The organism is Thiorhodococcus drewsii AZ1 (assembly GCF_000224065.1).
GTDB lineage: Bacteria > Pseudomonadota > Gammaproteobacteria > Chromatiales > Chromatiaceae > Imhoffiella > Imhoffiella drewsii.
Genome location: NZ_AFWT01000007.1, coordinates 150,649 through 172,835, shown reverse-complemented (window position 1 = coordinate 172,835; position 22,187 = coordinate 150,649). Strand labels below are relative to the sequence as shown.

Here is a 22,187-nt window from a genome sequence, read left to right as displayed (position 1 = left end):
TCACTTGTCAAAGCACCCACGCCCTGATACCCAGATATTTCCGGCTAATCGAGGCGAATTCGCTTGATAACCCTGTCGAAAAGCACATATCAGGGCGTGCGTGACAGGATAAGTTGATATTGCCGGGATTTTCGGGCCAGAATCCGACGAATAGCCCGACCCAGCGGGCATCGCACGGACAAGGGAGCGTAGCCATGGCGGGACCCAGACTGATGGATGAGGTGCGGAGCACGATGCGCCGACTTCACTACTCAATCCATACGGAGCGGAGCTACTGCGATTGGATCACGAGGTATGTCCGGTTTCATGGGATGCAGTCGCGCGAAGCGCTGCTGAAGGCCGGAGCACCGGAGGTCGAGGTGTTTTTGACGCACCTCGCTGAGGATGGAAAGGTGGCGGCGTCGACGCAGAATCAAGCGATGAATGCCCTGATCTTTTTCTACAAGCGCGTACTGGAACGCCCGCTGGAAGGCCATATCGACGCTGCACGATCCAGCAAAGAGCCGCGCGTACCGGTTGTGCTGACCCGCGAGGAGGTCGCACGAATCCTGCCGATGATAGAAGGTCAGGCGGGGCTCGTGGTGCAGTTGCTTTACGGCAGCGGGTTGCGCATCACGGAGGCGGTGCGGCTGCGGGTGCTGGATGTGGATTTCGGCTACAAGCAGATCACGGTCCGGTCCGGCAAGGGCAACAAGGATCGCGTGACGACCTTCCCGGAGAGGCTGACGGACCCGCTGAAGTTACACCTGGCGAAGGTGCGGGAGATCCATGAGCGGGATCTGGCGGATGGATTGGGTGAGGTCTATCTGCCATTCGCCCTGGATCGCCGCTTCCCGAACGCCGCGACCGAGTGGCGCTGGCAGTATGTCTTCCCGGCGGCCTCTCGTGCCGTAGACCCTCGGAACGACTCGGGCAAGGTTCGGCGCCATCATGTCGACCAGAGCGTGATCAACAAGGCGATCAAGCGGGCGATCAATCTGCTCGGCATGGACAAGCGCGTCAGCGCGCATACCTTCCGTCACAGCTTCGCGACCCACTTGCTGGAGCGCGGAACGGATATCCGCACAATTCAGGCGCTGCTCGGGCACAAGGACGTGCAGACGACCATGATCTATACCCATGTGCTCAAACAGGGTGCGCAAGGGGTGCCCAGCCCTCTGGACGATCTGTTATAGCCCGCGAGGAAGCAGAGGCGGAAGAAACTCAAACTCGCAAATGCAAACGTCGTGGCCCAAAACGTCGGGCGGAGGTCGCAAAATGGCACCACGCCGCACAGCCTCTCCCCACTCACATTGCGACACCCATTCCCCAAGACGCAAACACCATCCCCACACCAAGCGCAAGCGGATAGCAGATCAACATCAGCATCAGCGCGCGTCTGAGATCGTTCCCATCCAGATCAGCCGGCCAGTCGGGGTCGCCGATATAGTCATTGGTCAACAATTGACCATTACGCCAGACCGGCCCCAGCAGACGCACCCGCAGCGCTCCGGCGCAGGCGGCCTCGCTCCAGCCGGAGTTGGGGCTCGGCAATCGGTCGCGATAGAGGAAGGGTGCCTTGAGCGCGAGCCAGGGATGACCTCGGAGTGGAATCGCGGCGATGGCGATCAGGGGGACGGACAGACGCGCCGGCAGCCAGTGCACCAGGTCGTCGCTGCGTGCGCCGGCCCAGCCGAAGCGGGCGTAGCGTGCGTTCTTGTAGCCGACCATGGAGTCCAGGGTCGAAACGGACTTGACCAGGATGAGCCCCGGCAAGCCGAACAGACAGAGCGCCCAGAGCGGTGTCAGCACGCCATCGGTCAGGTTTTCCGACAGGCTCTCGATGGTGGCGCGCACCATGCCGTCGCGTTGAAGCGGCTTGGTATCCCGCCCCACCAACATCTTCATGTGCTCGCGCACGGCGCCCAGGTCGTCGAGATCGCGCAGCACGCGCCAGCCCTGCTCGACCAGACCGCGCAGACAGAGCAGGCTATAGGCGATGTAGAGATCCCAGACGAAGGCTAGCCCTGGATGCAGCGCCTCCAGCCCGAGATGGACGCCGAGCCAGACGGCGAAGGCGGAGCCGACGACCAGCACCCAGTGCAGCACGCCGCCCAGACGTCCATCGAGCCCGAGGGCGAACAGGGGACGCTCGAACAGGCTGCTGGCATCCCCGATCAGCCGCACCGGATGCAGACGATAGAAGGGATCGCCGAAGACCGCGTCGAGCACGCAGGCCCCGACGATCAGCAAGAGATGCTCGGTCACGGCCGTCGGTGTCCGTCATACGCCAAGACGCGAGCGATCATGTCAGTTGGCATCCGAAGCGGAATCCTCGGCAGCCTCGCCAGGCAGTCGCTCCGGGCGGAACCGACGCGGGAAGGCGGCATCGTAGAGCTTCGAGGTCTGGGCGCCGATGCGACCGCGCGCACCCAGGGCGGGGCTGACCAGAATGAGGGCCTGACGGTCGATGCCCTCGGCACGACAGCGCGCGGCGATGTCCTTGAGGGTGCCGCGCAAGATACGCTCCTCGCCCGGCCAGGTCGCCTTATGCACCACCACCACCGGCGCCGTCGACGACCAGCCTGCCTCGCCGAGCTTCTCGACGACCATCTCGATCCGCTCGATCGAGAGAAAGATGCAGAGCGTGCAGCCGTGGGCCGCCAGCGAGACGAAGGACTCGGTCTCCGGCATCCGGGTGCGTCCCGAGAGCCGGGTGAAGATGACGGTCTGGGTGACCTCCGGCAGGGTCAGCGATTCGCCGGCCACAGCGGCCGAGGCCATGGCTGAGGAGACGCCGGAGACGATGCCGACCGGAATGCCGGCGGCATCGAGCGGTTGGGCCAGCTCGGCCACCACGCCGTAGAGCGTCGGGTCGCCGGTTTGCAGCCGCACCACCGTCTCGTGACGACTCGCCCGGTCCAGCAGCCAGTCGGTGATCTGATCCAGGGACATCGACTTGGAGTCGGCGATATCGCAATCCTCGGCGGCCCATTCGAGCACCGTCTCGGCGACCAGCGATCCCGTATAGAGGATGGCGCCGGCCTCGGCCAGCAGACGCGAGCCGCGCACCGTGATCAGATCCGGCGCGCCCGGCCCGGCCCCCACGAACCAGACCTTACCCATGACAGCAGCTCCGATAGGAAGCCGAACGGCCGAGGCATGGAAACGGATGCTGTTGCATACTGGATAACCCTTTCGTATGGTTGCGAACGCAAAGTTGAGCATTTTTGTAGCCAGCTTTGAGGATTGTCAAACGCCGACCACGCCCGCGTCCATTGACCCACGCTCGCCGCCGCTCGCGGCCATCCAGCCCAGGACAGACACGCATGCATCGACCGGATGTCCTCATCATCGGCGGCGGTACGGCTGCGCTCTGCGCGGCCATCGCCGCGCGCCGAGCCGGCGCCTCGGTGCTGCTGGCCGAAGCCGCGCCTAGGACGCTGCGCGGTGGCAACACACGTCACTCGCGCAACCTGCGTTTCATGCACGAGAGCTCGACGCCGCTCTCCTCCGGGATCTATCCCGAGCAGGATTTCCGCTCCGACCTCGATCGGGCCACCGGTGCGAGCGGCGATCCAGCCCTGTCGCAGCTCCTGGTGCGCGCATCGGCCGACGCGACCGATTGGCTGAGCGAGGCGGGCGTCCATTTCCAGCCGACCGCCGGCGGCCTGTTGCCCGTCTCGCGCAGAACCGCCTTCCTGCTCGGCGGCGGCATGTCCATGCTCAACGCGCTCTATACGACGGCCGAGCGCCTCGGGGTCGAAATCCGCTATGGCTGCGCGGTCGGGGATCTGCGGATCGGCGCGCAGCGCCTGGAGCAGGTCCAGCTCATGGAAGACGGTGCCGGCCATTGGATCGAACCCCGCGCCAGCGTCGCCTGCTGCGGCGGCGCCCAAGCCAATCGCGACTGGCTGCGCCGTCACTGGGACTCAGCTGCCGACGGCTTTCTCAATCGAGGCACGCCGTTCGCCACCGGAGGGGTGCTGGAGTCTCTATTCGCCCAGGGCGCACGCCGAGTCGGCGATCCCACGACCGCCTATCTGGTCGCGGTCGACGCGCGCTCGCCGGCCGACGACGGCGGCATCGTCACCCGCATCCGCTGCATGCCGTCCGGCATCGTAGTGGATCGCCATGGCCGGCGCTTCCGCGACGAAGGCGGCGACACGGCCTCGACCCGCTACGCGGTCTGGGGTCAGCGACTGGCACACTGTCCCGATCAGATCGCCTATCTGATCCTGGACGCGCGGGCGCTACGCAGCGCACCGCCCTCGCTCTATCCGCCGATCCAGGCCGACAGCCTGGCGTCGCTCGCCGAACGACTGAAACTCCCGCCGAGCGTGCTGGCCGCGACCCTGGCCGACTACAACGCTGCGACCGAGCCGGGCGAGGACGCCCAGGATCCGGTCGGCTGGCACACCCGCGATCTTGATCCACCCAAGACGGCATACGCATTGCCGCTGACCGAGCTGCCATTCGCCGCCTATCCCATGCGACCAGGGATCACCTTTACCTACGAAGGGGTCGCGGTCGATCGGTACGCGCGTGTGCTGCGCGAGGACGGCGACGCCATCCCCAACCTCTTCGCCGCCGGGATGATCATGGCACCCAACATCGTCCCGCGCGGCTATGTCTCGGGTCTGGCGCTCACCATCGGGATCGTGTTCGGGCGCATCGCCGGAATTGAGGCGGCACGTCATGCACTCCAGTGAACACCGCGACGAGGCGCGTCGCGTCCTCGGCATCTGCGATGCCTGCGGTTACTGCAACGGCTTCTGCGATCTGTTCGAGGCAGCCAGACGCCGTCCGGCACTCGGCGACGGTGATCTGGCCCATCTCGCCAATCTCTGCCACGCCTGCCGCAACTGTCTCTACGCCTGCCAGTACGCGCCGCCGCATGTCTTTGCGGTCAATGTCCCGCGCACCCTGACCACCCTGCGTCAAGACACCTATGTCGAGCATGCCTGGCCCAAATGGCTCGCCCTGCTGCTGGAGCACAGTCGGCTGTCGACGCTGATCGTCACGCTCGTAGCAACCGGAATCATGATCGCGCTGATCCTGGCCTATGCCCCGCCCGATGCCCTCTTCGACCGACACCTGGGCGCGGGCGCCTTCTACCGCGTCCTGCCCTGGGGAGCGATGGCGGCGATCGGAGCCATCCCGCTCGCCTGGTCCTGCCTGGCGATCGGCATCGGGTTGCACCGCTACTGGCGCAGGATCCGAACAGCCCCCGTCCCGCTGACGACACGCGCGCTCGCCGACGCCATGCGCGATGTCGTCCTGCTGCGCAATCTGCGAGGCGGAGGTCCCGGCTGCAACGACCTGGACGACCGTCTCTCCCACGCACGCCGCCGACTGCACCAGACTCTGGCGGGCGGTGTCCTGCTGAGCTTCACTGCCACGCTCGTCGCGACCCTGTACCACCATACATTCGGCTGGGAGGCGCCCTACCCCATCCTGAGCCTGCCCGTGATGCTCGGCGCTCTCGGCGGAATCGCCATGACGCTCGGGGCGCTGGGATTTTTATGGTTGAAGCAACGCGAAGACCCCGAACCCACCGCCCCCGAGGCACGCCGTTCCGGCGCGGCCATCCTGGGTCTGCTGCTCTGGGTCGCGCTGACCGGACTCGCCCTGCTGATCTGGCGTGCCAGCGCGGCAATGGGCCTCCTGCTCGCCCTCCACCTCGGCAGCGTCCTGGCGCTCTTCCTGCTGCTGCCCTACAGCAAACTGGTGCATGCCGGATACCGGTTCCTCTCGCTCCTGATCGAGGCGATGGAACAACAACACAAACGAGCAAAGTAGCCTGAGCGAAGCGCAGCGACACCCAGGCGCAACGCCAGACCGCGAGGCGATGCCCTCTGGACCAAGATTTGCTATCTCATTCCACCCGCATTCATACAGGTCACCGAACATTCGATGGGCGAACACATCCTCTTTCTGACCGGCCAGCTCGCGGAGAAACCGCTCACACGCATCCTGACCGAGATGGATCTGCCGGAGCGCACCTGGTCGATACGCCAGATGGGGGTCAAGGTAGCGGCATTGATGACGGCCGAGATGATCCAACGCCGCCTGACCGACACGGAGCATGCGGACTGGATCATGATTCCCGGACGCTGCCGGGGGGATGTGGAAGCACTGAGCCGGCACTTCGGAATCCCGGTCCGGCGCGGCCCTGAGGAGATGATGGACCTGCCCCGCTATTTCGGGCTGGAGGGCAAGCCGGCGGACCTAGGTCAATACGATGTGCGCATCTTCGGCGAGATCGTCGATGCGCCGCGCCTGACGGTCGACGCGATCCTCGATCGGGCCGAGCGCTTCGCCGCCGACGGAGCCGATGTGATTGATCTCGGCTGTCTCCCAGACACCCCCTTCCCGCATCTGGAACAGTGCATCCAGTATCTGAAGGAGGCCGGACACCGGGTCAGCGTCGATTCCATGAGCCCGAACGATCTGCTGCTGGCCGGCAAGGCCGGTGCCGATTATCTGTTGAGCCTGAACGAGCAGAGTCTCTGGGTGGCCGAGGAGGTGGACGCGGTCCCCATCCTCATCCCCCACCCACAAGACGATTTGGCCTCGCTGGAGCGCGCGATGGCGCACATGGATCGGCTCGGCAAGCCCTATATCGCCGACCCCATCCTAGACCCCATTCATTTCGGTTTCGCAGACTCCATCGTGCGCTACCACAGCCTGCGGCGTGCCCACCCGAATGCCGAAATCCTCATGGGCGTGGGCAACCTGACCGAACTGACCGAGGCCGATACCGCCGGCATCAACGCCCTGCTCATGGGGCTCATCTCGGAGCTGGGCATCACCAACATCCTCGCCACCCAGGTCAGCCCCCATTGCCGCACGGCAATCCGCGAGGCCGATCGGGCACGGCGCATCATGCACTGGGCGCGACGCGAGAACAGCCTGCCCAAACAGATCGACGGCGGCCTCACCGGGCTGCACGAGCGCGATCCCTTTCCCTACGGGGCCGACGAGATCCGCGAACTGGCCGGAGCGATCCGCGATCCCAATTTCCGCATCCAGGTGAGCGACGAGGGCATCCACGTCTACAACCGAGACGGACTCCACACCCACACCGACCCCTTCGAGCTCTATCCCTATCTGGGCGTGGAACAGGACGGCGGGCACGCCTTCTATCTGGGCGTCGAGCTGGGGCGCGCCCAGATCGCCCATCAGCTCGGCAAGCGCTATGTACAGGACCGCCCGCTCGATTGGGGCTGCATGGTCGAGCGCCCACCGGAGGACATGACCAGCTACGCGGAGCCGGCTACGACGAAACGCAAGGCGCGCAAGGAGTGAACCATGGTTTCATGGAAACGCGGGGAGAGATGCCCCCGCCCGGATCGATGGAGTTCAGCCAGGCTTGACTGCGCTCGTCATGATGTAGTCGAGACCCGGATAGACGCTGGCCGCGTCGAGTCGAAGTGCCATGCGGGCGAAGCCTCGGGCGAGCGGATGCAGCCGGCGCAGCGACTCCGGATGTGCCCGCAGATAGTCGTGCAACGGCGCGTAGACCCGGTCGCGGATCGATTCGATCCGGACCGATTCGAAACCCTGACGCGCCAAGCGCTCGCCATAGCCCTCGACGCCGTAGACGTTCTCATCCGGCACCGCGAACTTGTTGGCCATCAGGCGCCAGGACAGCCGCTGCAGCAGACGATCCCGCCAGCCACCGGTCAACGGCATCGGCAGGATGTCCGCAGTCACCAGACGCCCGCCGGGACGCAGCACGCGCCATGCCTCGCGAAAGAAATCCTCGCGGCTCACGAAGTGGAAGGCGCATTCGAGCGCCAGCACCTTGTCGACCGAGGCATCGGCGATCGGCATTTGAGTCGCCGACCCCAGGCGCAGATCGACCCGGTCCTCAAGCCCCTGCTCGGCGACACGGCGTTGGGCCACGGCGACCTGCGAGGCGGTGCGGTTGAGCCCGACGATCCTGCGCGGACTACGGCGCTGCGACCAGAGGATGTCCTGGTCGCCGAAACCGTAACCGACGTCCAGGACCTGATCGGACTCGGAGAGGTCGGCCCAGTCCGCCATAAGCATGACCAGCGCCTCGCTCGCCTCGTCGGCATCGCCGGCGTCGGGCCAGTACCCCAGGTTCAGATAGAAGGTGCGCTCGGTGACAGACCCCATCGAAAGCAGGTCGTAGATCTGGGGTACATCGAGTCTCTGAAAGGGGTTGAACAACCAATTCAGATGGCCAAGCACCCTCCCTCGGGGAGGTGTCGACGCAAGCGAGTCTGAAGTCACGGGATGCGGTTCCTGTTCGTTGGCGGATCGAGGATCCGAGCTGACTTCCAATGGTGGCTGAACGCAGCCACATCAACCACATATCGAAAGGGACAATATGACGAAATGATGTCGACCAGACCCTTGAGGTCTTAAGATAGCGCCTCGCCACGAGGCCCGAAGATCCTGTCTCACACACCCCAGCATCGATCGCAAGGAGAGAATTTAGGAATGAACCGATATACACTATTGCAACGGCTAATCCATTGGCTGGTCGCCCTGATGGTCCTCGGACTGCTCCTCGGCGGCCTCGCCTTCTGGGCGCTGGATTACGAGGGATTGTCCAAGCTGCTTGGAGAGGACACGACCAACATGCTCTTCATGGTGCACAAGAGCGTCGGCATCCTGATTTTGGTACTGACCCTGCTGCGCATCTGGCTGCGTAAGCGCACGCCCGCGCCACCCTACGATCCACCGCTCGGCCTGATCGAGCGCATGGTCGGCGGTGGAGTCCATCTGCTGCTCTATCTGTTCCTGATCGCACTCCCGATCGTCGGCTGGGTCGCCACCGCCGCCTCCGGATATCCGATCCAGTTCTTCGGCACCCAGTTGCCGGGACTCATCGGCGAGAACAAGGAACTCGGCGCGATGCTCTTCACCTATCACGGTATCGGCGGTCTGATCGTCGCCGGCCTGCTGCTGATCCACATCGCAGCCGGACTCAAACATTGGCGCCTCAAGGACGGCATCATGACCCGCATCTCGCTGCCCTGAGATCAGCCGGCCAGGGACGGCCGATGAACCCAGTCGACATCACATTCACGAGAACATCCAGCATGAAGGAACGAATCCTGATTCTCGGCGGTACCACGGAGGCCTATGTCCTCGCCGAAGCGCTCGCCGCCCATGACGATCTGCGGGTCACCAACTCGCTCGCAGGCCGCACCACCGACCCGCGTCTACCAGCCGGCGAAACCCGCATCGGCGGTTTCGGCGGACCCGAGGGGTTGATCGACTATCTGCACGAGCAGCGCATCCGCGCGGTCTTCGACGTCACCCACCCCTTCGCCGCCAGCATGGGCTGGAACGCCTATCAGGCCTGTCATGCGGCCCGCGTGCCACTGCTCAGATTGGAACGTCCGGCATGGACACCCGAAGAAGGCGATCGCTGGGACCAGGTCGAAGGCTGGGACGAGGCGGTAAACACCCTGATTCAGGGTGGACCGCAGCGGGTTCTGCTGGCCGTCGGCCGGCAGGAGCTCGTGCCCTTTGCCGGACTCGATGACATCTGGTTCCTCATCCGCGCGGTGACGCCTCCGGACCCGATGCCCGAATTTCCCTTGGCCGAATTGCTGCTCTCGCGCGGCCCGTTCGATCTGGACAACGAGCGCAAACTGCTCGACGAGCATCGAATCGACACCATCGTGTGCAAGAACAGCGGCGGCTTAGCAACCTCGGCCAAACTGATCGCCGCCCGTGAACGCGGAATCCGCGTCATCATGCGTCAACGCCCACGACGACCGGAGACACCCTTGGCGACCTCGGTCGAAGGGGCACTCAACTGGCTGGAAATGCGCAAGACGCAATGGCGATGCGAACGCGAGCCAGCGCGGGCGGCCGGCTGAGCTCAGAACGAGGAATCGAACCGCGAAGGCGCAAAGCGCGCAAAGGACGCCGAGAGCGTGCTTGTCTTCGCGTCCTTTGCAACTTTGCGGCTCAAATATCCCGGTCAGCTGCCCGGAGCCTCCGGGTACCAGCGCGGGGTGTAGACCCAAGCACCGCCGTCTCTCCGTGGGAACTGGCGGGTCAGCGAAGACCCGACGATGACCATCGTGCGCATGTCCACCTGATCGGGACGCACCTCGGCCAGCGTCGTCACCAACACCCGCTCGGCCGGACGCCCCACATCCCGCCCCAGCACGACCGGCGTCTCTGGAGCGCGATGACGACGCAGCAACTCCAGCGCCTCTCCCAGCTGCCAGGGACGCGCCTTGGAGATGGGGTTGTAGAGTGCGATGACGAAATCGGCCAGCGCGGCATGCTCCAGACGCAACAGGATCTGCGACCAGGGCTTGAGGTTGTCCGAGAGTGAGATGACACAGAAGTCGTGCCCCAATGGAGCACCGATACGCGCGGCCGTCGCCTGGGCCGCCGAGATGCCGGGCAGGATCGCCAGATCCACGTCCTTCCAGCTCGGATCGGAGGACTGATCCAGCGCCTCCATCACCGCCGTCGCCATGGCGAAGACCCCTGGATCGCCCGAGGACACCACCACCACGCGACGCCCCTGAGCGGCCAGCTCGAAGGCCAGCCGGGCACGATCCATCTCGCACCGGTTGTCCGAATCCAGGGTGCGCTGATCGGGACGAAAGGGTCCGGCCATCTCGACATAGGTCGTATAGCCGACGATGTCCTGCGCCCGGTCGAGTTCCTCGCGCACGGCCGGCGCCATCAGTTCGGCGGCACCTGGACCCAGACCGATCACGGCCAACCGTCCTGAGTGCGATGCGCTCACCGTACCGGCCGTGTCATTCGGTGACCCGACCATCTCAGCCCTGCCACCGTTCGCCGGGGATGAGGACCATCGAGAAATAGGGCACGGTCTCGGGCGCAATCTCGGTGAAGGGACGCACGCATTCGCCGTCCATGGTCGCGCGCTCGACATAGAGTGCGCGCTTTTCGAGCCCGAGCTTGGTGATGACGCGTCGGATCTTCTCGAAGTTGCTGCCCAGCTTCATGATGGCCGCCGCCTCGACGCCGTCGAGCATCTGGGTCAGGGTCTCTTCGGGAAGCGTACCGGGCAGCACCTGGAGACGCTGATCGCGATAGACCAGCGGGGTGCGCAGCACCGAGGCGCTGGCGACCACCGAGCAGACGCCTGGGACCACCTCGGTCTCGAAGCGGCCGGCCAGGCGGTCGTAGAGATACATGAATGAGCCGTAGAAGAGTGGATCGCCCTCGCAGAGCACGGCCACGTCGCGCCCTGCCTCGAGATGCACGGCGATCGACTCGGCGGATGCATCGTAGAAGCCGCGCATCGCCCCTTCGTAATCGAAGGGCGGCGGCGGCTTCTTGCCGGTGACCGGATAGATCAGCGGTAGACGCAGCTGCTCGGCGCCGAGATAGTCCTCGACGCTGGTCAGCGCGTTGCCGCGCTTCTCCTTGGCCGCGTAATAGGCCACCACCGGCGCCTCGCGCAGATAGCGCAGGGCCTTGAGGGTGATGAGTTCCGGATCGCCCGGGCCGACGCCCAGGCCAAATAAACGCCCTTGTGCCATATGGATCAGTGGTCCCGCCCGAGTGCGTTGACAGCAGCGGCGGCCATGGCGCTTCCGCCACGACGACCACGGACGGTGACGAAGGGCACGCCGCGACTATCGGCCGCAAGCGCCTCCTTGGATTCGGCCGCACCGACAAAGCCCACCGGGAAGCCCAGAATCAGCGCCGGCTTGGGCGCCCCCGCGTCGAGCATCTCGAACAGCCGGAACAGCGCGGTCGGGGCATTGCCGACCACCACGATCGAACCCGCGAGATGCGGACGCCAGAGTTCCAGGGCCGCTGCGGTGCGGGTATTGCCGAGCTGCTTGGCAAGCTCGGGAACACTCGGATCCTGCAGGGTACAAATGACGGCGTTCTCGGCGGGAAGACGGGCGCGGGTGATGCCCTCGGCCACCATGCGGCTATCGCACAGAATGGGCGCGCCGGATTCGAGCGCCGCGCGACCGGCGGTCCCGGCACCCTCCGAAAAGACCAGATCCTCTACGACATCGGGCATGCCGCAGGAATGGATGACCCGCACCGCCAGCGCTTCCAGATCGGCCGGCAGACGATCGAGCTTCGCCTCGGCACGGATGATGGCGAAGGATTGACGATAGATGTCGTGAGCATCGCGATTGTATTCGATCATTGTGGGTCTCTAACGCGCGGTGATACCGATCGACACGGACTCGGGCGAGCCCAGACGGAGGCGGGACGAATAGGGTGGCCGACAGGTAAGCGTAAGCGGTGGATGTACTCTCTGGTGAAGAGCGGGATTATAATGCCGCCCAAAGAGATATACCACTCTAGCCACGCCCCTCCCCCACTCCGATCGAGTCTCCGACGCATGACCCATCGCCGCCAACCCGCAGATACCGAATCCCCCCCACCCTGGCTGACCATCGTCGGGATCGGCGAGGACGGACTGACCGGACTCGGCGAGGAGGCCCGGCGCGCGCTCTCCGAGGCGGAGATCCTCTTCGGCGGCGAGCGTCATCTCGCCCTGGTTCCGGAACGGCCGGGACAAGACCGCCACCCCTGGCCGAGCCCATTCAGCGCCGCCTATGAACGACTGCTGTCGCATCGGGGCCGTCCGGTCTGCGTGCTGGCCAGTGGCGACCCCATGTTCTACGGCATCGGCGGCAGCCTCGCGCGCCGGATCGCGCCCAGTGAGATGCGCATCCTCCCCGGCGCCTCCTCGGTCTCGCTGGCTTGCGCCCGACTCGGCTGGCCGCTACAGGACAGCCGCGTCATCCCCGCCCACGGACGACCGCTGGAACGGGTCAATCTGCATCTGAGCGAGGGTGCGCGCCTGCTGATCCTCTCGGCCGACGGCGAGACACCCGCCCAACTCGCCGCACTGCTCTGCGAGCGCGGATTCGGCGCCAGCCGGCTCGATGTCTTCGAGCGCGTCGGCGGACCCGAAGAGTGCAGACTGAGCGGCATCGCCGACGCTTGGACTCACCCGAGCTGTGCCGCGCTCAACCTGATCGCGCTCGAATGCCACGCCAGCGCGAACGCCCGCCCGCTGTCGCGCCGCTGCGGACTGCCGGACGACGCCTTCATCCACGAAGGCCAGATCACCAAACGCGATGTCCGCGCGGCCTCGCTAGCCCGATTGGCGCCACTGCCCGGCGAGCTACTGTGGGACCTCGGTGCCGGCAGCGGCTCAATCGGCATCGAATGGATGCGCGCCGAGAGCGGCTGCCGCGCCATCGCCATCGAGCCCGACGCCAAGCGCCGCGACCTCATCGACCAAAACCGCAACCGGCTCGGCGTGCCCGAACTCCAGATCGTCGCCGGACGCGCACCTGAGGCACTGGAAGGGCTCCCGATGCCCGACGCCATCTTCATCGGCGGCGGGCTCACGGCCGAAGGCGTCGCCGAGCGCTGCTGGGCGGCACTGAAACCGGGCGGACGCCTGGTCGCCAACGCCGTCACCCTCCAGAGCGAGGCCTTCCTGGTCACGCTACGCGAACGCATCGGCGGCGAACTCGCCCGTCTCTCGGTCGCGAACGCGGCCCCTCTCGGCCGCTTCGACGGCTGGCGCACCGCCATGCCCGTCACCATCCTGAGCGCCGAAAAGCCGGCATGAGCTCAGCCTCCGAGCTGAGACTCAATCCCCATCCGGTCGCGTCCTGAAGCGCGGCAGACCGATATCCCAACGGATGGCGACGACGCGCAGCAGAAAAATAATAGCGCCGGCCGCGACGGCGGCGAACCGGGGATCGATGTCGAGCAGGGAAAGCCCGATGAACACCAGTGCACCAACCCAGGCGGCGGTGGCGTAGAGCGATCCCTGGAACACCAGGGGCTCTTCATTGCAGAGCACATCGCGCAGGATGCCGCCCACCACGCCGGTGATGACGCCCATGAAGCTGGCCACCAGCCAGGGCGCGCCCCAAACCAGCGAAACCTTGGTGCCGGCGATGGTGAAGAGCGCCAGTCCGGCGGCGTCCGGGATCAGGAACAGCCGCGCCGGGAGCACGAAGCGCCGGGCGAGGAAGAAGGTGGCCAACGCGGCCAGGAGCGCTGCGATCAGGAAGGTCTGATCGGCGACCCAGAACACTGGCCGATCGAGCAACACATCGCGCAGCGAACCGCCGCCGAGCGCGGCGGACAGGGCGACCACGACCATCCCGAAGAGATCGAAACGCTTGCGCCCGGCCTCCAGCACGCCGGCGGCCGCCATCGTGGCGACGGCGCCGAGGCTGATACTGTGCATAACCTGATCGAGAGGAAGATCCATCGAGGGCTCGGAATGTGGTTCGTGAAACGTGAAGGCGAGGGAAACGGCATCTTACTCAAGCCGACAGGAGACGCCACGCCCAGCGCCGAACGGTTACCATCGGCGCCTTTCCAGTCAACGCCACGCATTTCAGGATCGCCCCCATGGCACTCAAGGCAACCATCTTCAAGGCACAGGTCCAGATCTCGGATCTGAATCGACACTATTACGAAGGCCACGCGCTCACCCTCGCCCGTCATCCGTCCGAGACCGATGCGCGCCTGATGGTGCGGCTGCTCGCCTTCTGTCTCTACGCCAACGAGCGCCTGGTCTTCACCAAGGGAATTTCGACCGACGACGAGCCCGACCTCTGGCAGCACAGCCTGAGCGGCGAGATCGAGCGCTGGATCGAGCTGGGCCAGCCGGACGAGCGCCGTCTGCGTCAGGCCTGCGGACGTGCGCGCGAGGTCATCGTCATCAACTATGGAGGGCGCAGCTCGGACATCTGGTGGGACCAGAACCGGGACGGACTCAAGCGTCTGCGCAATCTACGGGTGCTGGATCTGGATAGCGACACGGTTCAGTCGCTCTCCGAGTTGGCTGGACGCAACATGGAACTGCAATGCACGCTCGACAGCGGACAGATGTGGCTCGGCAATGCCGACAGCACGGTCGAGATCAGCCCCACGGTGCGCCAGGAGATCGAATCGAACTGACGGCGTGCGTTGAACCGGGAAGGACTTACAGCCCCCGCGTCCAGGCCGCACGCAACGGGGCGGCGTCGGGGCGCTCGATCGCAGACCGCACCTGCGCCAGCAGACGTTCCTTGTCGGCACCGAGCGTGCCCTTGAGCACCAGCCAATTCGATGAATGATCGGCGCGAAAGATGGTCTGACGCAGTTCGAGCGCGGACAGGAACCGCTCCATCTCGCGGAACAGACCGTCCGGCGACAGAGGACTCCACTCAGGCCAGGACGCGCGATAGCGCGCGCCGCCATCGTTCAGCATGAGCACCAGAGTCGAGAGATAGTCGGGCTGGGTCGCGTTCATGAGACGCGCCGAGTTGTCGGCATGCTGGTCGCTCAACGACTCGCCTCCGAGTCCGTTGATGATCATCACCGAGCGACGGATCCCGGCCTCGCCCAGCTTGTCGAGCGCCTCGCGGGTCGACTCGAAGGTCTCGCCCTTGTCGATCCGTTCCAGCAATGCGTCGTCGCCCGACTCGGCCCCCAGATAGGCGAGCGTCAGACCGGCATCGCATAGCTCGCGCAGCTCGGCGACGCTCTTCTTTTTCAGGTTGCGTGCCAAACAGTAGCTGGAGACCCGATGCACCGAGGGCAGATGGGTACGGATCGCCTCCAGATAGACCAGCAGACGCCGCGTCGGCAACACCAGCGCATCGCCGTCGGCCAGAAAGACCCGCCGCACCTCGTCACCGAACCGCTCGCCGACCTGGCGGATGCCCTCAAGCACCTCGTCAGTCTCACGCGCGCGAAAACGCTTCTGCGGCGGCCGGTACATGTCGCAGAAGGTGCAGCGATTCCAGGAACAGCCGTCGGTGACCGGCAGAATCAGCGACTGGGCCTCGCTCGGCGGACGGTAGACAGGCTCGACGTAGCGGATGGGTGACTGAGTGCTCAGAACGAAATCCTCCTCGAAAAGCGTGCGGTTGGAGGCTGAAAGCGCTACACGAACAAGGCCGCAGCCGCCTCGGGCGCCGACGGGAAATAGAGGTGCAAATAGCTCGCGCGCACCGCGCCGTGCCGGTAGAAGGGCTCGCCGGCGCGGCCGTCGCTCTGGCGCCGGCCAAATGCGATCGGCTCCACGGGCGTCTCCATGGTGGAATGATGAAAGCTGTGACCGCGCAGACAGCCGTGCGGCGTGTCGAGCGACTGCATGCCGAGACCGGCTAGACGCTGACGCATCATCCCATCCCCGGGCAGAAGGCCGGTCATCTCCGCCGAATCGCCCGATTTGTCGGTGAGACGGTCGAGCAGATAGAGCATGCCACCACATTCAGCGAAGAGCGGCCGCCCCTCGGCGACATGCCGCGCCAGAGAGCCCTTCATCGCCCGGTTGGCCGACAGGGCCTCCAGATGCAGCTCCGGATAGCCGCCTGGGAGATAGACGGCATCGGCGTCGACCTGGCTGTCGGCGATGGGGGAGAAGAAATCCAGCTCCGCTCCGAGCCGCTCCAGCAGCCGCAGATTGTCCCCGTAGATGAAGGAGAAGGCGGCATCGCGCGCGACCGCGATCCGCCGCCCGGCGAGCGGCCGCGGCATCTCGGCGGTATCGTCCGACGGAACGAATTCGACCGGTTCCGGCAGCTCGGCGAGCGCCGTCTCGCCCAGCCGGTCGGCGATCCGGTCGAGCCGGGCGTCCAGATCCCCGACCTCCTCGGCCTGGACCAGCCCCAGATGCCGGCTCGGCAGCTCGGCGTCGACGAGTCGCGGCATGGAGCCCAGATAGCGCAGATCCGGCGGGAATCCGCTCCGGATCATCTCCTCGTGACGAGGACTCGCGACCCGATTGGCCAGGACACCGGCGAAACGAAGAGCCGGACGATAGGTCGCGAGCCCCAATGCCAGCGCACCGAAGGTCTGACCCATACCCTTGGCGTCGATCAGGGCCGCGACCGGGATGTCGAAGGTCTCCGCCAGATCGGCGCCGCTCGGCGTGCCGTCGAACAGCCCCATGGCGCCCTCGACCAGGATTAGATCCGCCTCTCCCGCCGCCTCCCACAGCTTGCGTCGGCACTCCGCCTCGCCCACCATCCAGAGATCCAACGGCCCGACCGGCGCACCGCTGGCTCGGCTCAGGATCATGGGATCGAGAAAATCCGGCCCCGTTTTGAATACCCGCACCCGCCGCCCGAGACGCGCGTGATAGCGCGCCAAACCGGCGACCAGGGTCGTCTTACCCTGCCCCGAGGCGGAGGCGGTCAGGAAGAGCGCCGGACAGCGGCGAACGGCGGATGGGTTGTTTGAGGCATTTTCTGACATGAAGAGATCGACCGACTCGATGAATCTTAAAACGCTATCGCACTCTTGGCGTCTTTGGCACCTCTGCGGCCCCAATCCCTGGATCCCAAGATGACACCGAGAGGACGGGCTTTCCATATCCGGCTGGATGCGTAAATGAAGATGTTGGTCAGCACTGGCGCTGCGGCGAGCGCCTCGCGCAGCGCACGCCTAGTCGATGAAGCACCGCTCATGATACTGACCACCCACCAGACAACCGGCCATCCGATCAGGACAGGGCGCGTCGAAAAACAGGTCGTATAGATCGCCCTCACGGTCGGCGATGTCGATCAGGCGCGTCCGGACAACTCCTCGGCCAAGGCTTTGACCTGAGCGAAGGCGTCAACCAATCGTGAACTACCTTTCGTTTCGAGCGGATGACTCGCCAGAGGATTGGTCTATTCTAAAGGCGTGTCGATCAAAACTGCGTTAGACAATTACCCGTCGACACGACTCGCCCTAGATCAGCATTTCTCGCATTTACGGAGCTACTCGACATGGCAACACAAAGACCGGCCGACTATGGATCCTTCGAGCGCGTTCTTGAGATCTATACCGGCCTATTCAAGGCTGCCGCCGACGCTCAGGGCACCGATTATTGGGTCGGAAAAGTGGAAGACCCGGAAACCCCCTGGACCTACGATCAGGTCGCCGACAGCTTCTTCGATCAGGCATACGTCCAGGCTCTGTACCAGAATGGCGATGGCAGCCCGCTGGCTGGGAATGCATTCCTCTTGGCCCTTTATCAGAACATCTTCAAGGTCGAGACTCCGGATGCCGGCGGTTTTGAATACTGGCAGGGTGTCATGTCCAACATGGGCATCACCGATTACACCAGCGAAGGCGTCGGCAGCCTAGTCCTACAGATGCTCGACGGTATGTGGGAAGAGCCTGGCGCGGACGATACGCCCGAAGAGATCGCCCTCAGAGCTGACACCCAAGCATTCTATTCGAACCTGATCGATGCGTCCGTCGCCTTCTACAACTCGCAAGAAGGCATGACCCCATTCGATGAACTGTCCGCAGAAGATCAGGCAGCGTTCCTCGCGGCGTCTTCCAGTCTGTTCGACGCCATCACCGCCGAGTCGACGCCGGAAGAGATCGACGCGGCTGTTCAGGATGCCACCGACGCCATCACTCCGCTGTCCTTCGAGCTGACTCAGGACGCGAACGCCGGCCAAGCCCTTGAGGGCACCACGGTGACCTACAGCGTGACGGCAAGCAAGGCGGTCGACGCGGACACCACCTTTACCTACTCCCTCTCCAGCAGCAATTCCAACGTCACCGGTGATGACTTCACCACCGCCACCGCTGGCACGGTCACGATCCTCGCGGGCGAAACCTCTGGCACCTTCGAGATTGGCCTGGCTACGGGCGACAGCCCCGAGTTGGCCGAGAGCTACACCATCACCCTGAGCGGCGCGAGCACGAGCACGACCATCGCCACCACCATCGTCGATACTTCGACCGCTGATACCGAGGCCCCGGTCGTCACCGTCGACCAGACCTTCGACTATGCCGAGAATCAGGAAGCTGGCGCCCTCATCGGCACTCCAATTGAGGCCAGCGACAATGTTGGTGTCACAGGATTCGGGATCGCCAGCGGCAACGACGAAGGTTACTTCGCCATTGATGCCATCACCGGTCAAATTTCTCTGACTGCGGCCGGTGCCGCCGCCGCCAGCAACGATTATGAGACCACGCCCAACAGTTTCACCCTAGCTGTCACCGCGACCGACGCCACCGGCAACACCTCCGCAGCGACCGATGTGGTGCTCAATGTCACGGACGTCGACGACGTCGCACCGCAGTTCGATACAGCAACTCGTGCCTCCTCCAGTATTACACTCTTCTTCGATGAGACGATGGACCCTGATTCGGTACCGGCCGCCTCAAGCTTCATCGTCATGAAGGGTGGCAGTACCGCTGTCACTGTGAGTACGGTGACCGTATCCGGGAATACTGTCGTCCTTGGGCTGGCGGCTCCGCTAGCCGATGCGGATGTAATCGATGTGACCTATACGCCACCGGCAACAACACCGCTGCAGGATGTGGCGGGAAATGATGCAGCCACTTTCGCCGTGACGGGTGTCGAGAAGGATGTCACACCGCCAACCATTGCGGCCCAAACCTTCGCCTATCAGGAAAATGCGACAGCCGCAGGTGCCGTCGTGGCGAGCGTGGTTGCGGAAGGTGGTGATGTGGCTTCGTTTGCCATTACCTCGGGAAATGGTAACAACTTTTTCGAGATCGACAGCGCGGGCAACATTTCGCTGACGACCGCAGGCTTGTTGGCAACAGCGGCCTCGAACGATTTCGAGACCACGCCTAATACCTTCGCGCTAGGTGTGACGGCGACCGACAATGCTGGCAATACATCCGCTGAGGGGACGATCACTCTCGATGTCACCGATGACGCGAGCGACAACCTGGACGCACCGATCATCGCCAGCCTGACTACCGGCGCGGATCCACAGCCAGGTGTTGTGCTGGGCAGCAACAATGATGACATCATCAGCGGCTTGGTGTCCGCTAACCCGGGTGAGACCACCTTCTCGTCGGCCGACTTCATCAATACCGGCGATCAGGGCACCAATGGGGATACGCTCAATATCGAGCTGCGGGGCGCCAACTACACTGGCGGCGCCACACTGCAGAATATCGAAAACCTCCAGCTGACGGCATCGACCGCTGCCGCGACGTTCAATGCCTTAGGACTCACATCTTTCAATAAAGTGATCAACAACGCGAGCCCCTTCGCGCTGACAGTCACGAACCTGGGCAGCAACATCCTGAACTTCGATGTTGGCAACATCGCTTCAGGGTTTGGCGCTGGTATCTACACCTATGTAGCAGGCACACTGACAGGCTCGGAAGTCTCAACTTTGACAGTCACCGCGAACGTTGGACTCGCCACTGCCTTTGAAAATATCACCTTCAATGACGCGGTTGCGACGAGTCCCAACAGCTTCGGAGAGATCGTTGTCGATGCCAAGAACGGTGCGGGTTATTTCAACATCATCAGCGATGCCCAGCAGACCAGCATCAATACAATCACTGTCAAGGGAACCAATGCCGTTGGCTTGAACGTCGCGGATGTAGCCGGTAATTTGGAAGTCACGGCGTCGACCATCGAAGCGAGTGCCAACTCCGGTGGCGTGTGGGTGACCGGCCTGGGAGCAACGGGGCACACCGTGACCGGCGGTGTGGGTAACGATCGCTTCGACTTCGCGGCCAATCTGGATTCGACTGACACCATTGATGGCAATGGGGGCATGGATACCCTCTCGGCCAACGGCGCCCAACTGGCAGCGGTGACCTCTGCGGTGAAGCCAACCGTAACGGAGGTCGAGACCCTGATGGTCGCCGACGACGTGGGGGCTGTTGCGACGACGGTGAATGCCGCACTGTTCGGCGGGGCCGTGAACAATGTCCGGATCGCGGATCAAGGGGCTGCAGGCGCCGCTGTGACTGTCTTCAATGGCCTCAAGGCAGCGGCGAGTGGTAGCGCCAACAATATCCGCTTTGATGGCGACTTAGGTGCAAACGGTGGGTCCTACACATTCAATATCCTCAACGCCTCGGATGCCGGAACCGATAACTCCGTAAACCTGGATATGCGCGGCGGGGCGACAACAGCAACCTCCACAGTCGTGCTGAACGGCGTCGAACACATCAGTATCGATACCAGCAAAGCGACAGGGATTCAGACCTTCAACATCACGGATACCGCTCTAACCGACTTAACGGTTACAGGTGGGCAAAACGTCGTGATCAATGGCGCTGCGCTCGATGGCGCTGTTTCTTCCATTGATGCATCAGGACTCACCGGAACCGCGTCTCTAAACGTTCAGCTGAATGCCGCAGCGACCGTTGGTGCCGCCGTCACCACCGCAGGCGGAGCGGACACCATCGTTGGCTCCTCCCTAAATGACAACATCAGCACCGGCGGTGGTATCGACACCATCACGGGCGGTACGGGTGCAGATAAGCTCAACGCGGGTATTGGTAATGACACCTTTATTTGGGCTTCCGATACCGATTCCGGAGTGATGACCGCAGGTACCACTTCTACCTCCACCTCAACGCTGGACATCGTGACGGTGAACGCAGGCGATACCATCAACCTCGCTGCGAGTAACGTCACGCTTGCAACACTCGGCACCCTACAGGTCGCTGGCAATCTCACGACAACGGTGACAGCATTTACCGAGCTCCAGCGCGTTGTCGGCGTGTTTGATGAGACTGCCAACACCTTTACCGCAGGAGCAACCGGTGCCAATGCAGTCATGCTGAGCTGGGATGCCGCAGCGGCGGACACGACGGTCGATCAATCGATCGTCCTGGTGGGCGTCACGGATGTCAGCGCCATCGCGGCGGGTGTGGTGACGGTCTGACCTGCCGATTTGGCGGAGCTGCTTGAGTCTGCGTAGCAATCTTGAACGCCCGCGGGACACCGAGGGCGTTTTTCATTGGGGGCAAATCCAAAGTCGATCCTAAATGACTCTCACAACACCTGTCGTCATCGGGATCGGCTGCCAGCGCGGAACCGCGCTCGAAACGCTCGAAGGGGCCATCGCCGAGGCGCTGCGCGGACTGGGCGCGGTGGAGGTACGCTGTATCGCCAGCCATGCCCGCAAGGCCGACGAGCCCGCACTGCTGGCGCTTGCCGAGCGGCATGGCTGGCCATTTCTCACCTACCCCGCCGAGCAGCTTGACGCAGTCGGGGTGCCCAATCCATCCATGCGAGTCGCCGAGGAGGTGGGTACCGCCAGCGTCTGCGAGGCTGCCGCCCTGCTCGCCTCGAATGCATCCCAGCTCCTGGTCGAGAAGCTCCGCCATATCGGACCCGACGGCAAGGGGGCGACGATCGCCGTCGCACGCTGGCACCCCAGCAAGACCGACTGACCGAACGGACACTCCCTCATAAGTACCATGCCAGAAATGACGTATTCCAG

At 64.1% G+C, this 22,187-nt stretch carries 19 protein-coding genes; 10 read left to right on the top strand and 9 right to left on the bottom strand.

Going from position 1 to position 22,187, the window contains the following annotated elements:
* Positions 1-194: 194 nt before the first annotated feature.
* A complete protein-coding gene (locus THIDRDRAFT_RS06700) occupies positions 195-1,175 on the top strand; it encodes an integron integrase (RefSeq protein WP_007040059.1) in 981 nt (326 codons plus the stop codon).
* A gap of 112 nt (positions 1,176-1,287) precedes the next feature.
* On the opposite strand, the gene cbiB is transcribed toward THIDRDRAFT_RS06700, so the two are convergent.
* Positions 1,288-2,247 carry an adenosylcobinamide-phosphate synthase CbiB gene (gene cbiB / locus THIDRDRAFT_RS06695; protein WP_007040058.1) on the bottom strand — a complete coding sequence of 320 codons (960 nt, stop codon included), beginning with the start codon at positions 2,245-2,247 and terminating at the stop codon, positions 1,288-1,290.
* Positions 2,248-2,289: 42 nt separating this feature from the next.
* Positions 2,290-3,105 (bottom strand): precorrin-4 C(11)-methyltransferase, encoded by an 816-nt coding sequence (gene cobM, locus THIDRDRAFT_RS06690; protein ID WP_007040057.1) that lies wholly within the window; start codon positions 3,103-3,105, stop codon positions 2,290-2,292.
* A gap of 203 nt (positions 3,106-3,308) precedes the next feature.
* On the opposite strand from cobM, the gene tcuA reads away from it, so the two are divergent.
* The 3 genes from tcuA (at position 3,309) to THIDRDRAFT_RS06675 (ending at position 7,290) form a co-directional block, all read left to right on the top strand.
* Positions 3,309-4,691 carry an FAD-dependent tricarballylate dehydrogenase TcuA gene (tcuA, locus tag THIDRDRAFT_RS06685; protein ID WP_007040056.1) on the top strand — a complete coding sequence of 461 codons (1,383 nt, stop codon included), beginning with the start codon at positions 3,309-3,311 and terminating at the stop codon, positions 4,689-4,691.
* The gene (tcuB, locus tag THIDRDRAFT_RS06680; protein WP_007040055.1) at positions 4,678-5,781 is read left to right on the top strand and encodes a tricarballylate utilization 4Fe-4S protein TcuB; all 1,104 of its coding nucleotides are present in this window, start codon (positions 4,678-4,680) and stop codon (positions 5,779-5,781) included. The genes tcuA and tcuB overlap by 14 nt, the downstream gene beginning before the upstream one ends.
* Positions 5,782-5,895: 114 nt before the next feature.
* A complete protein-coding gene (locus THIDRDRAFT_RS06675) occupies positions 5,896-7,290 on the top strand; it encodes a DUF6513 domain-containing protein (protein ID WP_007040054.1) in 1,395 nt (464 codons plus the stop codon).
* Positions 7,291-7,344: 54 nt separating this feature from the next.
* On the opposite strand, the gene THIDRDRAFT_RS06670 is transcribed toward THIDRDRAFT_RS06675, so the two are convergent.
* The gene (locus THIDRDRAFT_RS06670) at positions 7,345-8,202 is read right to left on the bottom strand and encodes an SAM-dependent methyltransferase (RefSeq protein ID WP_040844101.1); all 858 of its coding nucleotides are present in this window, start codon (positions 8,200-8,202) and stop codon (positions 7,345-7,347) included.
* Between the two features lie 252 nt (positions 8,203-8,454).
* Between THIDRDRAFT_RS06670 and THIDRDRAFT_RS06665 the strand changes: the two genes are divergently transcribed.
* The gene (locus tag THIDRDRAFT_RS06665; protein WP_007040052.1) at positions 8,455-8,997 is read left to right on the top strand and encodes a cytochrome b; all 543 of its coding nucleotides are present in this window, start codon (positions 8,455-8,457) and stop codon (positions 8,995-8,997) included.
* A gap of 62 nt (positions 8,998-9,059) precedes the next feature.
* Positions 9,060-9,848, top strand: coding sequence for a cobalt-precorrin-6A reductase (locus THIDRDRAFT_RS06660; RefSeq protein ID WP_040844100.1), 789 nt, complete (start codon positions 9,060-9,062; stop codon positions 9,846-9,848).
* A gap of 104 nt (positions 9,849-9,952) precedes the next feature.
* Here the strand turns inward: THIDRDRAFT_RS06660 and cobJ are convergent, their stop codons facing one another.
* Genes cobJ through THIDRDRAFT_RS06645 form a run of 3 tightly spaced genes read right to left on the bottom strand, consistent with a single transcriptional unit; the run spans position 9,953 to position 12,130 of the window.
* Positions 9,953-10,771 (bottom strand): precorrin-3B C(17)-methyltransferase, encoded by an 819-nt coding sequence (gene cobJ, locus THIDRDRAFT_RS06655; RefSeq protein WP_007040050.1) that lies wholly within the window; start codon positions 10,769-10,771, stop codon positions 9,953-9,955.
* A gap of 1 nt (position 10,772) precedes the next feature.
* Entirely contained in the window at positions 10,773-11,501 is a 729-nt protein-coding gene (locus tag THIDRDRAFT_RS06650; protein ID WP_007040049.1) for a precorrin-2 C(20)-methyltransferase, read from the bottom strand.
* Positions 11,502-11,506: 5 nt separating this feature from the next.
* Positions 11,507-12,130: a precorrin-8X methylmutase gene (locus THIDRDRAFT_RS06645; protein ID WP_007040048.1), complete on the bottom strand. Its 624-nt coding sequence runs from the start codon at positions 12,128-12,130 to the stop codon at positions 11,507-11,509.
* A gap of 198 nt (positions 12,131-12,328) precedes the next feature.
* On the opposite strand from THIDRDRAFT_RS06645, the gene THIDRDRAFT_RS06640 reads away from it, so the two are divergent.
* Positions 12,329-13,576, top strand: a complete 1,248-nt coding sequence (locus tag THIDRDRAFT_RS06640; RefSeq protein ID WP_007040047.1) for a bifunctional cobalt-precorrin-7 (C(5))-methyltransferase/cobalt-precorrin-6B (C(15))-methyltransferase — start codon at positions 12,329-12,331, stop codon at positions 13,574-13,576.
* Between the two features lie 21 nt (positions 13,577-13,597).
* Here the strand turns inward: THIDRDRAFT_RS06640 and THIDRDRAFT_RS06635 are convergent, their stop codons facing one another.
* Complete coding sequence (locus tag THIDRDRAFT_RS06635) at positions 13,598-14,230, bottom strand: trimeric intracellular cation channel family protein (protein WP_007040046.1); 633 nt, start codon at positions 14,228-14,230, stop codon at positions 13,598-13,600.
* 143 nt (positions 14,231-14,373) lie between these two features.
* Between THIDRDRAFT_RS06635 and THIDRDRAFT_RS06630 the strand changes: the two genes are divergently transcribed.
* Positions 14,374-14,925, top strand: coding sequence for a YaeQ family protein (locus THIDRDRAFT_RS06630; RefSeq protein WP_007040045.1), 552 nt, complete (start codon positions 14,374-14,376; stop codon positions 14,923-14,925).
* 25 nt (positions 14,926-14,950) lie between these two features.
* Here THIDRDRAFT_RS06630 and THIDRDRAFT_RS06625 read toward each other — a convergent pair whose 3' ends face one another.
* Together THIDRDRAFT_RS06625 and THIDRDRAFT_RS06620 are read right to left on the bottom strand one after the other, a co-directional pair.
* Positions 14,951-15,832, bottom strand: coding sequence for a radical SAM protein (locus THIDRDRAFT_RS06625; RefSeq protein ID WP_281054760.1), 882 nt, complete (start codon positions 15,830-15,832; stop codon positions 14,951-14,953).
* Between the two features lie 62 nt (positions 15,833-15,894).
* Positions 15,895-17,211, bottom strand: coding sequence for a cobyrinic acid a,c-diamide synthase CobB (locus tag THIDRDRAFT_RS06620; protein ID WP_007040043.1), 1,317 nt, complete (start codon positions 17,209-17,211; stop codon positions 15,895-15,897).
* A 515-nt stretch (positions 17,212-17,726) separates the two neighbouring features.
* Between THIDRDRAFT_RS06620 and THIDRDRAFT_RS06615 the strand changes: the two genes are divergently transcribed.
* Together THIDRDRAFT_RS06615 and THIDRDRAFT_RS06610 are read left to right on the top strand one after the other, a co-directional pair.
* Complete coding sequence (locus THIDRDRAFT_RS06615) at positions 17,727-21,626, top strand: beta strand repeat-containing protein (protein ID WP_007040042.1); 3,900 nt, start codon at positions 17,727-17,729, stop codon at positions 21,624-21,626.
* A gap of 103 nt (positions 21,627-21,729) precedes the next feature.
* The gene (locus THIDRDRAFT_RS06610; RefSeq protein ID WP_007040041.1) at positions 21,730-22,137 is read left to right on the top strand and encodes a cobalamin biosynthesis protein; all 408 of its coding nucleotides are present in this window, start codon (positions 21,730-21,732) and stop codon (positions 22,135-22,137) included.
* The last annotated feature ends 50 nt before the right edge of the window (positions 22,138-22,187 follow it).